Below are 14,902 nucleotides of genomic sequence, written 5' to 3'. Positions count from 1 at the left end.
TACGTGACGTTTTTTCAGTTAAAACTGAAAACGCATCCAGGCGAAGTAAACGTTACCGTTGTTGTATGTCCCCGGAATATAGGTCATCTGGAACGTTGCCGGACCATAGCCGATAGAGGCCAGAGGCAGCAGCACCGGAATCGGAATGTAGTTCCAGTTGTCGCGTGCGGTCACACCGGCGGTGTAGCCCAGCCCCACATGGAAGTTTTCATCGGCTAACGGACGCCAGGTTTTCTCCCAGCCATAACCCCCGATTGGTTCCCACTTGTTAAAGGAATCTTTAAAGGCCATCAGATAGATGCCATGCCAGTTCCCTTTTTCGTCCCAACGCGACTGACCAAAACCAGCCCCCCACGGGCGCTCGTTATATTTGTCAGTCTTTTCTTTGTCATAGGCAAAACGCGCATGCCACGTTATTGCCGGAACATACAGGTCATAATGCTCTGGCGCAGTCCAGGTCTGCGACACATTATCAGTGAAGGTGGAGAACCAGCCTTTATCGGTTGCATTGCTCTCGGCGTGTGCAACAGACGACAATGCTAACTGCCCAAAAATAAACAACAAAATGAGGAAAAATTTATTACGTACAATCACAATGCAATTACCATTCTTAGTATTCGAGGCAAAGTTTACCATAAAATAGTTTAATCAAAGCTTAACAGCATCAGCGTTATTCCTAATTAATCAGCGTCTTCCTGGGAATATTCTGAGAGGAACATACCTTCACGCCATAATAAGCACAACAAAAGTAAGCCTTTATTAGGCTTTAATACGCTGAACAACCTCACCAACGCCAGCAATGACGGTCTCCAGGGCCCGTTCCGGAGGGCTGCCAGCAGCCATTAAAAACCCAATTTCCAAAGGGTTTTTGCCTTTTCTTTCTGTGGCGAATTTAAACCCACAAAATATTTAACAACCCATTATCATTTAATTGACATATAGTGATATCTCTACCGGTCAATATGCTCATGAGATAAATGCCGGAGCGATGGCAAAAATACCGTTAATATCTTCTTTAGTAGTCTGTTTATTGATTTTAATCAGCAAGGACAGAACATTAATTCGGCACATTTCATCCTTCTTTTTTATTGATTATTTGTGCTCTCGGGCAGCAAGTACACAGGGGAAACCATGCTTACGTTTATCGAGCTCCTTATCGGAGTCGTCGTCATTGTCGGTGTAGCGCGCTACATCATTAAAGGTTACTCGGCCACAGGGGTGTTATTTGTCGGCGGGCTAACCCTGCTCATTATCAGCGCCATCATGGGCCATCAGGTGTTACCGGCCAGCGCAGACAGTACGGGCTACACCGCCACAGACATTGTTGAATACATTAAAATCCTGCTCATGAGCCGCGGTGGCGACCTGGGTATGATGATCATGATGCTGTGCGGTTTTGCGGCGTACATGACCCATATCGGCGCGAATGATATGGTGGTTAAACTGGCGTCCAAACCGCTGCAGTACATTAACTCCCCGTATCTGCTGATGGTCGCGGCCTATTTCCTTGCCTGCCTGATGTCCCTTGCCGTGTCGTCCGCAACCGGTCTTGGCGTACTGTTAATGGCCACCCTGTTCCCGATTATGGTTAACGTCGGTATCAGCCGCGGCGCGGCCGCCGCGATTTGCGCCTCGCCGGCCGCCATTATTCTTTCCCCCACCTCCGGTGATGTCGTGCTCGCAGCCAAAGCCGCTGAGATGTCGCTTATCGACTTTGCGTTCAAAACCACGCTGCCCATTTCTATCGTCGCCATTGTCGGCATGGGCATCGCGCACTTCTTCTGGCAGCGCTATCTCGATAAAAAAGAGAACATCAGCCACGAGATGCTGGACGTGAGTGAAATCACCACCACCGCGCCGGCGTTTTATGCCATTCTGCCGTTCACACCTATTATTGGCGTGCTTATTTTTGACGGTAAATGGGGCCCGCAGCTGCACATCATCACCATTCTGGTGATCTGCATGCTGCTGGCCGCCCTGCTGGAGTTTGTGCGTGGGTTTAACACGCAGAAAGTCTTCTCGGGTCTGGAAGTGGCCTATCGCGGTATGGCGGATGCGTTTGCAGGGGTCGTTATGCTGCTGGTTGCAGCAGGCGTCTTCGCCCAGGGCCTGAGCACCATCGGCTTTATTCAGAGCCTGATTTCCATCGCCACCTCGTTCGGCTCGGCCAGTATTATCCTGATGCTGGTTCTGGTAGTGCTGACCATGCTCGCCGCCATGACCACCGGTTCAGGTAACGCGCCGTTCTACGCCTTCGTTGAGATGATCCCGAAACTGGCTCACTCCTCGGGCATTAACCCGGCCTATCTCTCCATCCCCATGCTGCAGGCGTCAAACCTCGGTCGCACCATTTCGCCGGTATCGGGTGTGGTTGTAGCCGTTGCCGGGATGGCAAAAATCTCGCCTTTTGAAGTGATCAAACGCACCTCCGTCCCCGTGATTGTGGGGCTGATTATCGTGATTATTGCCACGCAGGTGCTGGTACCCGGCGCAGCTTAAGCTAAATTCCTGATATCCAGAAAGCGCCTGCGGGCGCTTTTTGTGCTTTAATAATTTCCAGAAATTATTCATGCTCATTCGATCAGGAAATCACATGTTCAGGAAGGATATCGTTATTCCGTCTGGCGCAATCGCGCTGGCACTCTGTGTATTCTCCGCACAGGCCGACCCACTCAAGGCAACGCAGTATGGCGATTTCGATCGCTACGTTCTGGCTCTTTCCTGGCAAACCGGGTTCTGCCAGAGCATGGCCGACCGTAACCGCAACGAGCCCGAAGAGTGCCGTTTACAAAAAGAGAGTGATAACAAAACCGATTTTCTGACCGTGCACGGATTATGGCCGGGGCTGCCAAAATCTGTTGCCGCACGGGGTGTGGATGAACGTCGCTGGATGCGTTTTGGCTGCGCGACCCGTCCAATCCCGAACATGCCGGAGGTGAAGGCCAGTCGCAAATGCGCTGCCGCCGAAACCGGACTGTCGCTTTCAGGTGCTGCGAAGCTGAACAGCGTTATGCCAGGTGCTGGCGGTAACTCCTGCCTGGAACGCTACGAATATGCCAAACACGGCGTGTGCTTTGGTTTTGATCCTGACGCGTATTTCGGCACGATGGTGCGCATGAATCAGGAGATAAAAAACAGCGCGGTCGGCAAGTTCCTCGCCGATAACTACGGAAAAACCGTAAGCCGCAGCGACTTTGACAGCGCCGTGGCCAAAGGCTGGGGCAAGGAGAATGTCAAAGCGTTCAAGCTTACCTGTAATGGCAACCCGTCCTACCTGACCGAAATGCAGATCTCACTGAAGGCAGACACCATTAATAACCCGCTTTCTGCGACCTCATTTGCTCCGCAGCCACATCCGGGTAACTGCGGAAAACAATTCGTCATTGATAAAGCCGGTCACTGATTGACGATCGGTCGGGTCATGTCAAACCGGTGCTCGTCACTAATGCCATAGTAAGCCGTCGGCCCACCCCCACGCAGGATGGGCTGCGCTTTCGCCGTCTGATAAATCCCCTCTTCCAGCAACGTTTCGGCGATGTGAATACCCACCACTTCGCCGAGCACCAGCCAGGTATCAACCGGTGTGCCGTCGGCCCCGGTAAGCTGAATACACTGCGACAGGCGACACTCAAAGTTAACCGGGCTTTCTGCCACCCGCGGGGCGTTCACCAGCTGGCTGGCCGCTGGGGTTAACCCCGCAAAGGTAAATTCATTTTCATCGTGGGGAAGCATAGCCGAGGTCGCATTCATCGCTTCAGCCAGATCGCGCGTCGCCAGGTTCCAGACAAACTCGCCAGTTTCGGTAATATTACGCACGCTGTCTTTCCAGCCGTTGCTGGAAAAACCGATGATGGGCGGACGATAGTTAAAGCAGTTAAAGAAGCTATACGGCGCGAGATTCAGCTGACCGGCGTTGTCGCACGAGGAGATCCAGCCAATCGGGCGTGGGCCAATAATCGCGTTCAGTGGGTCATGCGGCAGGCCGTGTCCCAGAGAAGGTTGATAGAAATACATAGTGCTCTCTTAATGGTGGGGCAGACACGAATTGCGTTTCGCTCAGTACCCTGGATCAGGACACTCAGCGTAACGCAATCCGCCAGGAATTAAGACTGAATAAATTTCAGCAAATCGTCATTGATCTGGTGCTTATGCGTGGTGCATATGCCGTGAGAACCCCCGGCATAGACCTTCAGCTCAGCGTTCGGCAGGATCTCTGCAGCCACCCGACCACAGGTCTCGATCGGGACTATCTGGTCGTCGTCGCCGTGGATCACCAGCGTTGGGATAGTCATCTTTTTCAGATCTTCACGCAGATCGGTTTCAGAGAACGCTTTGACGCAATCATACAGCGCCTTGATCGACCCCTGAAGCCCCTGCTCAACAAAGCTCTCCCGCACCGCTTTGGACTCTTTCGCCCCTGGGCGGTTATAGCCATAAAACGCCTCGGTCAGCGCATAGAAGAAAGCCGCGCGATCGTTAATCACGCCTTCCCGAATACCATCAAACACCTCTTTCGGCACACCGTTCGGGTTGAAATCGGTTTTGATCATAATCGGTGTCACGGCACCAATAAGTACCGCTTTCGCCACGCGATCCGTACCGTGGCGACCAATATAGCGCGCCACTTCGCCACCGCCGGTTGAATGCCCCACGTGAACAGCGTCTTTCAGATTCAGACGCGCCGTCAGCTCAGCCAGGTCGTCGGCGTACTGATCCATATTGTGCCCATCCCACGGCTGCGCTGAGCGGCCATGTCCGCGGCGGTCATGTGCAATTACGCGAAATCCTTTTGATCCCAGGTATAACATTTGGTCTTCAAAGGCATCCGCCGTCAGCGGCCAGCCGTGGCTAAACACCACGGGTTGCCCGCTTCCCCAGTCTTTAAAATATAAATAACTGCCGTCTTTCAACGTAATTTTGTCGTAATCGCTCATGAGATCTCCTGAGAAGAAACACTGAATGCGGATAGTCGCCCGCAGGGGGCGCTTAAAAAGAATAATGCAAATTGGCAAGGGAGCACGTTTTTCACCGAAAATTCATATGACCCATGAATGTGACCTGTATCACTTCAAAGTTGTGCGCTCAGCCAGTATCATCAGAAGAGTTAAACCCTCGCTGCCAGACGGCGAGGGTTTTCTTTTGGATTGGTTTCTGCGTTACACGCAGCATTAACGACATGGAGTAAAAAATGTCCAGACCCACCATTATCATCAATGAGCTTGACGCAGAACGTATTGACAGACTGCTGGAAAAAGCAGAATTCGCTTCGCTTCCGGTGGCTGACGCCCTGAATGAAGAGCTTGACCGGGCGCAGATGTGCACGCCTGAATCCATACCTCACGACGTGGTCACCATGAACAGCCGGGTTAAATTCCGTAACCTGGCCACCGGTGAAGAGCTGACCCGAACGCTGGTCTACCCGGCGCAGATGACCGACAGCAGTGCACAGCTTTCGGTCCTTGCCCCTGTGGGTGCCGCGCTTCTTGGTCTGCGTACGGGAGACACCATCAACTGGGCGTTGCCGGGCGGTGCTGCGGCGCATCTGGAAGTGCTGGAGCTGCTCTACCAGCCAGAAGCCGCGGGCGACTACCTGCGTTAACCCCATCTGAACAAACGCTCCCGCGTTGCACAGAGGATGCACCCGCATCCTCTTTCCGCAAATTCACCCGATTATCCTATATCGCCCGAAAACCCCTTAACCCACGCTTAATCTGTTTGGGTGCCGCGGGGACGGTCATGAGTGAGATAGTGGTTATCACACTTATTTTTCTCATTATTCTGGCGATCATCGTCATGGCGGTGCTTTATCTTGAGCGTCATCGGTAAGCGATAATCTCACACCACCCCACCCGGGAAAGCATTGACCAGGCCTTTCACCTGCTGTGCCGCCGCGTCAGGCGTTTCCGCTCCCGGCACCAGAATGACCTTGCGGCACTCCTCCTCCCGTTTTTCGAAAATCTTGTAGGCGCGTTCCGCATCCGCCAGCGGCAGATAGTGGGTCACAATCTCCTCCGGCGTAAGCAGCCCTTTTTCGATAAGCGGCAGCAACTCGCCCAGCCAGGCGTGGACGTGTGTCTGCCCCATCCTGAAACTCAGCCCTTTATCGAAGGCATCGCCAAACAGGAAGCCGTGAATAAACCCGGCGTAAACGCCAGGGACGCTGACAACGCCGCCGCGCCGGACAGCCGCGATACACTGACGCAACGCTTTGCCGCTGCTGCCTTCAATTTTAAGGTTGCTGAGGATTGTTTCCGTGGTGCTGCCTTTGGCTTCGAACCCGACGGCATCAATCACCGCATCGACACCACGCTGGCCGGCAGTTTGCTCAATGATTTTTTCGGCGGCATCGTTATCATCATCAAAGTTGACAGGGATTGCGCCGTAGCGCGACTGAGCGAATCGCAGGCGATACGGGTGATGGTCGATGACGAAGATCTGTTCCGCCCCGAGCAGCCGCGCGCAGGCAATGGTTAGCAACCCCACCGGCCCGGCACCGAAAACGGCCACGCTCGATCCTTTTTCGATCTGCGCATTTTTTGCCGCCTGCCAGGCGGTGGGTAAAATATCTGACAGGAACAGCGCTTTGTCATCGGACAACAGCGGCGGCACCTTGAACGGCCCAACGTTCCCCTTCGGTACGCGAACATATTCCGCCTGGCCTCCCGGCACGCCGCCGTAGAGATGGCTATAGCCAAACAGCGCGGCTGGCGCGGGAATCTGCTTTTTGTTCAGCGCGGCGCCTTGCCCGGCGTTAGTCGTCTCGCAGGCCGCGTACTGCTGCAGACGGCAGAAGAAACAGTCACCGCAGGCAATCACAAACGGGATAACCACGCGATCGCCCTTCTGTAAATTCTTCACCTCCCTGCCGCACTCAACGATTTCCCCCATAAATTCATGACCAAAAATATCGCCGTGTTGCACCTTCGGGATTTTGCCGCGATAGAGATGCAGATCGGACCCGCAAATCGCCGTAGCCGTGACCCGCAGAATAATATCGTCTGGCTGTTCAATGATGGGATCGGGGACATTCTCGACGCGAACATGATGCGGGCCGTGATACGTGAGTGCTTTCATGCAACCTCCGAAAGGATCCAGGACAGTGTATAAAGGGTAGCTACCCCAGAAGACTTGCCCGTGATGACGGATCTTTTGAGATTTTTCCTGGCGAGATCAAAAAGTGGCGCCGCGCTTACAGAAACCATTCATATTTTGTGGTTGAATGAATTCAGCGTTTATAAACAAGGAGAAACGGGTATGTATCAGACAATCATTATGCCGGTTGATGTTTTCGAGATGGAGCTGAGCGACAAGGCCGTACGCCACGCGGAGTTCCTGGCGCAGCAGGACGGGATCATTCATCTTTTACACGTGTTACCGGGTTCCGCCAGCCTGAGTCTGCACCGCTTTGCCGCCGATGTACGTCGCTTCGAAGAGCATCTTCAGCACGAAGCTGAAAATCGTCTACAAACCATGGTCGGGCATTTCAGCATCGACCCTTCACGTATCAAAACTCACGTCAGGTTCGGCAGCGTGCGGGATGCCGTTAATGAACTGGCCAATGAACTGAAAGCAGACGTCGTGGTGATCGGTTCCCGTAATCCTTCCATTACCACCCACCTGCTGGGCTCTAACGCGTCGAGCGTGATCCGCCACACCCACATTCCGGTGATGGTCGTCAGGTAAAAAAAAGAGGCCACCTTTCGGTGGCCTCTTGCTGTTGCAGGTGTAGTCTTGCTTTCTTTTTATGCCGTTTTGGTGCGAATCAGATAATCGAACGAGCTCAGAGACGCTTTCGCCCCTTCACCGGTGGCAATGATGATCTGTTTGTACGGAACCGTGGTGCAGTCCCCTGCCGCGAACACCCCTTTCACGCTGGTTTCGCATTTCGCATCGATAATAATTTCGCCCATGCGGTTGCGCTCAATCGTGCCGTCCAGCCAGGTGGTGTTTGGCAACAGACCAATCTGTACGAAGATCCCCGCCAGCGCCACGCTATGCACGTCACCGCTCACGCGGTCGCGGTATTCCAGACCGGTCACTTTGCTGCCGTCACCTTTTACTTCCGTGGTCTGCGCATTCAGCACGATATCGACGTTTTTCAGGCTACGCACTTTGTCCTGCAGCACCTGGTCCGCTTTCATTTCTGGGGCGAACTCCAGCAGGGTGACGTGTTCAACGATACCCGCCAGGTCAATCGCCGCTTCCACACCGGAGTTACCGCCGCCGATCACCGCCACGCGTTTACCTTTAAACAGCGGGCCGTCGCAGTGCGGGCAGTAGGTGACGCCTTTGGTGCGATACTGATCTTCACCCGGAACGTTCATGTTGCGCCATTTGGCGCCGGTGGCAATAATAATGCTGCGCGCTTTCAGCACCGCGCCGGAGGCGGTTTCAATCTGGTGTAATCCCCCTTCAACCGCGGCCGGAACCAGCTTGCTGGCGCTCTGGCTGTCGATCACATCCACTTCATAATCGCTGACGTGCGCCTTCAGTGCGCCAGCCAGTTTCTGGCCTTCGGTCTTCGGCACAGAGATGTAGTTTTCGATATCCACGGTGTCGAGCACCTGGCCACCGAAGCGTTCGCCCATCAGGCCGGTACGAATGCCTTTACGGGCGGAGTAAACCGCCGCCGCCGCGCCCGCCGGGCCGGAGCCGACAATCAGAACATCATACGCATCACGTTTGTTCAGCGCTTCTGCCGCACGTTTTTCGGCACCCGTGTCCACTTTGGCAACGATTTCGGTCAGCGTCATACGGCCCTGGCCAAACTCCTGACCGTTCATAAAGACCGCCGGAACGCCCATGACGTTACGGTCGGTGATTTCGTTCTGGAACGTACCGCCGTCAATCGCCGTGTGCTTAATGCGCGGGTTCAGCACCGACATCAGGTTCAGCGCCTGCACCACGTCCGGGCAGTTATGGCAGGAGAGTGAGTAATAGGTTTCAAACTCAAAATCGCCGTCAATATCGCGGATCTGCTCGAGCAGCGCCTGCGCCTCTTTTGACGGATGACCACCGGTCCACAGCAGTGCCAGCACCAGCGAGGTGAATTCGTGGCCCAGTGGAGAACCGGCAAAACGCGGCCCCTGGTCAGAACCCGGATTGGTGATCAGGAAGGAGGGCTTGCGCACCGCCAGACCGTTATCTTCTTTGAAGGTCACGTTCGGTGACAGTTCGGCGATCTCTGCCAGCAGTTCCTTGATCTCTGCCGATTTAGCGCTGTCGTCCAGCGTGGCAATCAGCTCAACAGGTTTGGTCAGTTTCTCAAGGTAGGCCTTGAGCTGGGTTTTCATATTGGTGTCGAGCATTGTTCTTCCCTCTCTAAAAACGTCATCATGCAAGCTGCCTTATTCGGGCGGCCTGAATGCAACTTGCATCATGGTGCTGGAATAAAATGGGCGCGGGCGCGCCCATTACGACTGTCATTTCCGGAGCCTGTCGCGTCAGAGCAGGCGATGCTCTGCGCGAAAGACGGCGGGAAACTTAGATTTTGCCAACCAGGTCTAAAGACGGTGCCAGAGTCGCTTCGCCTTCTTTCCATTTCGCCGGGCAAACTTCGCCTGGGTGAGAAGCAACGTACTGCGCCGCTTTCACTTTACGCAGCAGGTCAGAAGCATCACGGCCGATACCTTCAGCGGTAACTTCGATTGCCTGGATAATGCCCTGCGGGTCAACAACGAAGGTAGCACGGTCAGCCAGGCCTTCATCTTCACGCATGTTGTCGAAGTTACGGGTCAGGGCGCCAGTCGGGTCGCCGATCATCGCATATTTGATTTTCGCGATGGTTTCAGAGCTGCTGTGCCATGCTTTGTGGGTGAAGTGGGTGTCGGTAGAAACAGAGTAAACGTCTACGCCCAGCTTCTGCAGTTCGTCGTAATGGTCTGCAACGTCACCCAGTTCGGTAGGGCAAACGAAGGTGAAGTCAGCCGGATAGAAGAAGAAGACGCTCCAGCGGCCTTCGGTATCTTTCTCGGTCACTTCGATGAATTCACCGTTTTTGAACGCCTGGTTTTTGAAAGGTTTAATTTTGGTATTAATCAAAGACATCTGTACTTCCTCCGTGTTTTCGTTGAGATGTAAGGTAACCAACTTTCGCCGGGTGGGCTAATGCGTTTGCTTTATCAAATCAATCAGCCATACCTAACAACCCGAACAAGACAATGTGATGAACTGAATTAACGAATAGCCAAAAGTAAAAAGGCCGCCCTGGTGGGCGGCCCTGATACCTGAACTTTCCACAGGAACTTTCAGTGCCAGCAATTGCTGGCGTTGCGTTGCGCTCTACATACCTCATATCAAGGCCGTAACAGCGCCTTGATTACAACACCCGCACAGCGCGAGGGCAATGCACATGAGCGCCAATCGTATCTATGGCTGTGATAGGTTTCATCGAACACAGTTTATCGCGCAGGACTGAAGATGCGCCTACGAGGATTAATAAAAATGAATGATAATTATTTGTCTATATATAATTGAGACTATTTTAATGCAAACACTCTCGCAGTTTTAGAGATAAAAATATCTTAATATTCATTGAAGCTCTATTTTATAAATCTGCCATCGTGATATATTAAGTCAACATACAACTCTAATTAAGTAAGTTAATTGCATGGATGGCAAATGATTAACTTCCTTCTATAGTTATCAGTGATGTGTTAACGCAACGCAGTCCACTCAGGATGAAACATGGCTAATCTCTACGATCTGAAAAAATTTGATCTTAATCTGTTGGTAATTTTCGAGTGTATTTATCAGCACCTAAGCATCAGCAAGGCAGCAGAAACGCTCTATATTACGCCCTCGGCGGTCAGCCAGTCGCTGCAAAGGTTGCGTAATCAGCTCAACGATCCCCTGTTCATTCGTTCCGGGAAAGGGATTACGCCCACCACGGTAGGCGTGAACCTGCACCATCATCTTGAGCAAAACCTCAACCAGCTTGAGCAGACGATTAACATCATGCATGGCTCAACGCTAAAAAAGAATTTTGTGGTGTACAGCCCGCAAATCCTGACCACAGAAAACCTGCTGGGCCCGCTTAAATTATTGATGCGTGAGCACAATTACGAGATTGAACTGCATGACATGCTGCTCTCTGCTGACTCCGCAGAGGATCTGCTGGCATACCGTAAAGCAGACTTAATTTTCTCAATGGCCCCGGTTAGCAACCGTTCAATGATTTGTGTGCCATATGCATCCTATTCCGTCCTGCTGGTCTGCAGCCAGGATCATCCGCGGATGAAAGAGGTGGCCACCATGGAAGAGCTTCAGGAAGAGAAGTTTACGATATTCCTCAGTGATGAGCCGGGCGTTAAAACCTATCAATCGATGGCAGAAAAAGTGCATGCGGAAAAGACAATCGGTTTTCGCTGTGACTCTGTATTTACTATTATTTCTATGATAAGTGCCTCTCAGTTAATTGGTTACGTACCCGAAATTTTATTTGATAAATACAGTGAAGTGCTAAGACTCAAAAAAATCACTGCACCCTTCACCCTTCCCTCGCTTAACATTTTTATGATTTATAATCGTTCGGCATTAAACAGTACGGCATTCGCGAAATTTATTAACGAAGTAACAGAAAAATAACAGCGACGGGCTGTGTCGCTCACAGCCCGTTTTCTCTGTTAATACATAATCCTGACTTATATTTTATAACGCGCTTTCGCGTTATTTTGACTGATATTCCTCTCACTTATTATGGGCAGACCGCCGTTATTCTTACGCGAGAGGGATGACACGCTCAGAGTGTACTCAGCCGCTCCGCCGCCGCGAGAAGCGTCGATTCCTGTTTCGCAAAACAGAGCCGGATCAGCTTATGCGGGAACGGGTCGGCGCAAAATACGGACAGCGGAATGGCAGCAACGCCCACCTCTTTTGTCAGCCACTGGCAAAAACTCACGTCATCCCGATCCGAAATCGCGCTGTAGTCCGCCAGCAGGAAGTAGGTCCCTTCGCAGGGTAAAATCTCCAGACGGCTCTGGCTTAGCGCATTCACAAACAGATCCCGACGCTGACGGTAGAATGCCGGCAGGTCGCGGTAGTGCTCCGGTTCGGCGTGCAGCATATCAGCCAGGGCCAGCTGGGCCGGCGTGTTTACGGCAAACGTCAGGTACTGATGCACTTTACGCAGCTCAGCGCTGATGGCTGCGGGAGCCACGCAGTACCCCACCTTCCAGCCGGTCATGTGATAGGTTTTACCAAATGACGATACCGCCACGGCACGCTCGCGAAGCTGCGGATGGGCCAGCACGCTGGCATGCCCTTCCTGCGCAAAACAGATGTGCTCATACACTTCATCGCTCAGCACGTAAATTTCACGCCCGGCAATCGCCTGCCAAAGCTTTGCGAAATCGGCTTTCTGCCATGCAGTCGCCGACGGGTTGTGCGGGGTATTGATAATAACCAGACGGGTTTTGTCGCTCAGCAAGGCAGCAAACGCCTGCCAGTCCGGACGGAAATGCGGTGGCTGTAGCGCGATACGTTTCACCACGCCGCCGGAGAGTTCAACCGCCGGCGCGTAGCTGTCATAACTCGGGTCAAAGCAGATCACCTCATCACCCGTGCGCACCAGCGCGGTAATTGCGGCATACAACGCTTCGGTCGCCCCTGCCGTCACCGTGATGTCGCTGGTAGCGTCTGGCTTATAGCCATACAGCTCAGCCGTTTTGTCTGCAATGGCGTCCCGCAGAGCCTGCACGCCCGTCATCGGTGCATACTGGTTCGCCCCCTGCGCAACGTGGTACGCCAGACGTTCCTGCAAATAACGCGGGCCATCAAAATCAGGGAACCCTTGCGAGAGATTAATGGCGTTGTGCTGCTGGGCCAGTGCGCTCATTTGCGTAAAGATGGTGGTGCCAAGACTGGGAAGTTTACTCTGAGGAATCAATGCTTTATTGCTCATTGTGTTGTGCCTGCATGTAATACTTATGTTGCTGACACTATAACACGATGTTAGTCTTTGGCAATCAAGACGCTTAGACGTCTAAACAATATGAATATTCCTGACCGAGAGGGAAAAAGGAAGATGACCGACAACCTGCAACTCACACACCTGGTCGACGCCTGCCGCTGGATCGGCGCCAAAGGCTGGGCCCCCGCGACCGGCGGCAACATGTCCGTGCGTCAGGATGCGCATCTGTGCTGGCTCAGTGAATCCGGTAAAGATAAAGGCAGCCTGACCACCGACGATTTTCTGCAGGTGGAGATTGCGACCAACCGTGCACCGTCTGGCCGCACGCCGTCGGCTGAAACCGGGCTTCACACGCTCATCTATCGTCTGTCTCCCGAAGCCAACGCGGTTCTGCACGTCCATACCGTCAATGCCACGGTCTTGTCGCGGCTGGTCAAAGAGCCCGAACTGAAGATCACCGGCTTTGAGATGCAAAAATCCCTCTCCGGGCAGAGCACGCATCTGGATACGGTCGCCATCCCGGTGTTTGATAACGACCAGGATATCGACGCGCTCGCCGTGCGCATTGCCGAATACGCTCAGGCGCACCCGTTTAATTATGGTTTTCTTCTGCGCGGTCATGGCTTAACCTGCTGGGGACGCGATGTGGCCGAGGCCCGCCGTCATCTGGAAGGACTGGAATTCTTATTTGAATGCGAAATGCGTTTACGACACTGGGAGAGAGTATGATTCGCGCGATTGTGACGGATATTGAAGGGACCACCAGCGATATCCGTTTTGTCCATGATGTTTTGTTCCCCTACGCGCGTGAGCGTCTGGCGGCCTTTGTGACCGCGCAGCAGTACGCCGAGCCGGTCAAATCGATTCTGGACAACCTGCGTGATGAAATTAACCACCCGCACGCCAGCGTAAGCGATCTTATCGACACACTTTTTACGTTTATGGATGAAGATCGCAAGTCAACCGCGTTGAAGGCGCTACAGGGGATCATCTGGCACGACGGCTACGTTAACGGCGATTTTACCGGCCACCTCTACCCGGACGTACTGCCTGCGCTGGAAAAATGGAAAGCGCAGGGTATTGATCTCTATGTTTATTCCTCAGGCTCCGTCGCGGCGCAGAAACTGTTATTTGGCTACAGCGACGAAGGTGATATTACTCATCTGTTCAGCGGCTATTTTGATACCCACATCGGTGCCAAACGCGACGTCCAGTCTTACCAGAACATTGCGGCACAAACGGGTATCCCCCCGTCGCAGATCCTGTTCCTGTCGGATATACATCAGGAGCTGGACGCCGCTGAGCAGGCAGGTTTTCGCACCCTGCAGCTGATTCGCGGCGATGATGACGGTGCAAGCCATCACCATCAGGTACACCAGTTCGACGAGATTAACCCGGAGCAGATCCCTTCATGAGCGCATTGACCATTTATTCCGATAAAGACCCCAGTCAACCTCGCTGGCACAGCACCGACGCTGCCGACATCGCCCAACAGCTCAACGCCAGAGGGGTGCGTTTTGAACGCTGGGCCGCAGACCGCGACTTAGGCCGCGATCCTGCCCCCGATGCGGTTATCGCGGCTTATCAGCATGCGATCGACACGTTAGTGGCAGAGAAAGGTTATCAGAGCTGGGATGTCATCAGCCTGCGTGCCGACAACCCTCAAAAAGAGGCGCTGCGCGCAAAGTTCCTGAACGAGCATACTCACGGGGAAGATGAAGTGCGTTTCTTTGTTGAGGGTGCGGGGCTTTTTTGCCTGCACATTGGCGACGAGGTGTGTCAGGTATTGTGTGAGAAAAACGACCTGATTTCCGTGCCTGCCGGAACGCCGCACTGGTTTGATATGGGCTCAGAGCCGAACTTTACCGCCATTCGTATTTTTGATAACCCCGAGGGGTGGATTGCGCAGTTCACCGGCGATGCGATTGCGGATGCGTATCCGCGTCTGGCATGATTTTTCCCCTCTCCCTTCAGGGAGAGGGGGCGAAAAAA

The 14,902-nt window shown here is 53.3% G+C and carries 16 protein-coding genes; 9 read left to right on the top strand and 7 right to left on the bottom strand.

Going from position 1 to position 14,902, the window contains the following annotated elements; translation table 11 throughout:
- Positions 1 to 18 precede the first annotated feature (18 nt).
- The gene (pagP, locus tag ACMGG3_RS02005; RefSeq protein WP_014169108.1) at positions 19 to 636 is read right to left on the bottom strand and encodes a lipid IV(A) palmitoyltransferase PagP; all 618 of its coding nucleotides are present in this window, start codon (positions 634 to 636) and stop codon (positions 19 to 21) included.
- A gap of 495 nt (positions 637 to 1,131) precedes the next feature.
- Here pagP and dcuC point away from each other — a divergent pair, with 495 nt between their 5' ends.
- Together dcuC and rna are read left to right on the top strand one after the other, a co-directional pair.
- Positions 1,132 to 2,499: an anaerobic C4-dicarboxylate transporter DcuC gene (dcuC, locus tag ACMGG3_RS02000; protein WP_020885003.1), complete on the top strand. Its 1,368-nt coding sequence runs from the start codon at positions 1,132 to 1,134 to the stop codon at positions 2,497 to 2,499.
- A 94-nt stretch (positions 2,500 to 2,593) separates the two neighbouring features.
- Positions 2,594 to 3,403 carry a ribonuclease I gene (gene rna, locus ACMGG3_RS01995; RefSeq protein WP_020885004.1) on the top strand — a complete coding sequence of 270 codons (810 nt, stop codon included), beginning with the start codon at positions 2,594 to 2,596 and terminating at the stop codon, positions 3,401 to 3,403.
- On the opposite strand, the gene ACMGG3_RS01990 is transcribed toward rna, so the two are convergent.
- Both ACMGG3_RS01990 and ACMGG3_RS01985 read right to left on the bottom strand, forming a co-directional pair.
- On the bottom strand, positions 3,397 to 4,014 hold the full coding sequence (locus ACMGG3_RS01990) for a flavin reductase family protein (RefSeq protein WP_333096313.1): 618 nt from the start codon (positions 4,012 to 4,014) through the stop codon (positions 3,397 to 3,399). The two genes, rna and ACMGG3_RS01990, sit on opposite strands and share 7 nt — an antisense overlap.
- An 89-nt stretch (positions 4,015 to 4,103) precedes the next feature.
- The gene (locus tag ACMGG3_RS01985; protein ID WP_020885006.1) at positions 4,104 to 4,934 is read right to left on the bottom strand and encodes an alpha/beta fold hydrolase; all 831 of its coding nucleotides are present in this window, start codon (positions 4,932 to 4,934) and stop codon (positions 4,104 to 4,106) included.
- Positions 4,935 to 5,188: 254 nt separating this feature from the next.
- Here ACMGG3_RS01985 and rnk point away from each other — a divergent pair, with 254 nt between their 5' ends.
- Positions 5,189 to 5,599, top strand: a complete 411-nt coding sequence (rnk, locus tag ACMGG3_RS01980; RefSeq protein WP_333096311.1) for a nucleoside diphosphate kinase regulator — start codon at positions 5,189 to 5,191, stop codon at positions 5,597 to 5,599.
- A 137-nt stretch (positions 5,600 to 5,736) separates the two neighbouring features.
- Positions 5,737 to 5,826, top strand: a complete 90-nt coding sequence (gene yldA, locus ACMGG3_RS01975) for a small membrane protein YldA (protein WP_271661446.1) — start codon at positions 5,737 to 5,739, stop codon at positions 5,824 to 5,826.
- Positions 5,827 to 5,835: 9 nt separating this feature from the next.
- On the opposite strand, the gene ACMGG3_RS01970 is transcribed toward yldA, so the two are convergent.
- A complete protein-coding gene (locus ACMGG3_RS01970; protein ID WP_059306344.1) occupies positions 5,836 to 7,074 on the bottom strand; it encodes a zinc-dependent alcohol dehydrogenase in 1,239 nt (412 codons plus the stop codon).
- A gap of 180 nt (positions 7,075 to 7,254) precedes the next feature.
- On the opposite strand from ACMGG3_RS01970, the gene uspG reads away from it, so the two are divergent.
- Entirely contained in the window at positions 7,255 to 7,683 is a 429-nt protein-coding gene (uspG, locus tag ACMGG3_RS01965) for a universal stress protein UspG (protein ID WP_020885008.1), read from the top strand.
- Between the two features lie 59 nt (positions 7,684 to 7,742).
- Here the strand turns inward: uspG and ahpF are convergent, their stop codons facing one another.
- Positions 7,743 to 9,308, bottom strand: coding sequence for an alkyl hydroperoxide reductase subunit F (gene ahpF, locus ACMGG3_RS01960; RefSeq protein WP_333096307.1), 1,566 nt, complete (start codon positions 9,306 to 9,308; stop codon positions 7,743 to 7,745).
- A gap of 175 nt (positions 9,309 to 9,483) precedes the next feature.
- Complete coding sequence (gene ahpC / locus ACMGG3_RS01955; protein ID WP_008501015.1) at positions 9,484 to 10,047, bottom strand: alkyl hydroperoxide reductase subunit C; 564 nt, start codon at positions 10,045 to 10,047, stop codon at positions 9,484 to 9,486.
- A gap of 639 nt (positions 10,048 to 10,686) precedes the next feature.
- On the opposite strand from ahpC, the gene citR reads away from it, so the two are divergent.
- A complete protein-coding gene (gene citR / locus ACMGG3_RS01950; protein WP_014169094.1) occupies positions 10,687 to 11,586 on the top strand; it encodes a DNA-binding transcriptional repressor CitR in 900 nt (299 codons plus the stop codon).
- 154 nt (positions 11,587 to 11,740) lie between these two features.
- Here citR and ACMGG3_RS01945 read toward each other — a convergent pair whose 3' ends face one another.
- Positions 11,741 to 12,901 (bottom strand): pyridoxal phosphate-dependent aminotransferase, encoded by a 1,161-nt coding sequence (locus ACMGG3_RS01945; protein ID WP_333096302.1) that lies wholly within the window; start codon positions 12,899 to 12,901, stop codon positions 11,741 to 11,743.
- A gap of 123 nt (positions 12,902 to 13,024) precedes the next feature.
- On the opposite strand from ACMGG3_RS01945, the gene ACMGG3_RS01940 reads away from it, so the two are divergent.
- The 3 genes from ACMGG3_RS01940 to ACMGG3_RS01930 are packed head-to-tail and all read left to right on the top strand — an operon-like array spanning position 13,025 to position 14,864.
- Positions 13,025 to 13,639, top strand: a complete 615-nt coding sequence (locus ACMGG3_RS01940) for a methylthioribulose 1-phosphate dehydratase (RefSeq protein WP_333096299.1) — start codon at positions 13,025 to 13,027, stop codon at positions 13,637 to 13,639.
- On the top strand, positions 13,636 to 14,325 hold the full coding sequence (mtnC, locus tag ACMGG3_RS01935) for an acireductone synthase (RefSeq protein ID WP_041162485.1): 690 nt from the start codon (positions 13,636 to 13,638) through the stop codon (positions 14,323 to 14,325). Before ACMGG3_RS01940 ends, mtnC begins: the two co-directional genes overlap by 4 nt.
- Positions 14,322 to 14,864, top strand: coding sequence for a 1,2-dihydroxy-3-keto-5-methylthiopentene dioxygenase (locus tag ACMGG3_RS01930; protein WP_014169089.1), 543 nt, complete (start codon positions 14,322 to 14,324; stop codon positions 14,862 to 14,864). The genes mtnC and ACMGG3_RS01930 overlap by 4 nt, the downstream gene beginning before the upstream one ends.
- Positions 14,865 to 14,902: the final 38 nt, after the last annotated feature.

It is taken from the genome of Enterobacter sp. BNK-18 (assembly GCF_047456135.1).
Taxonomy (GTDB): domain Bacteria; phylum Pseudomonadota; class Gammaproteobacteria; order Enterobacterales; family Enterobacteriaceae; genus Enterobacter; species Enterobacter ludwigii.
The sequence above is the reverse complement of the archived record's forward strand: the minus strand, read 5'-3'. Positions and strand labels throughout refer to the sequence as shown.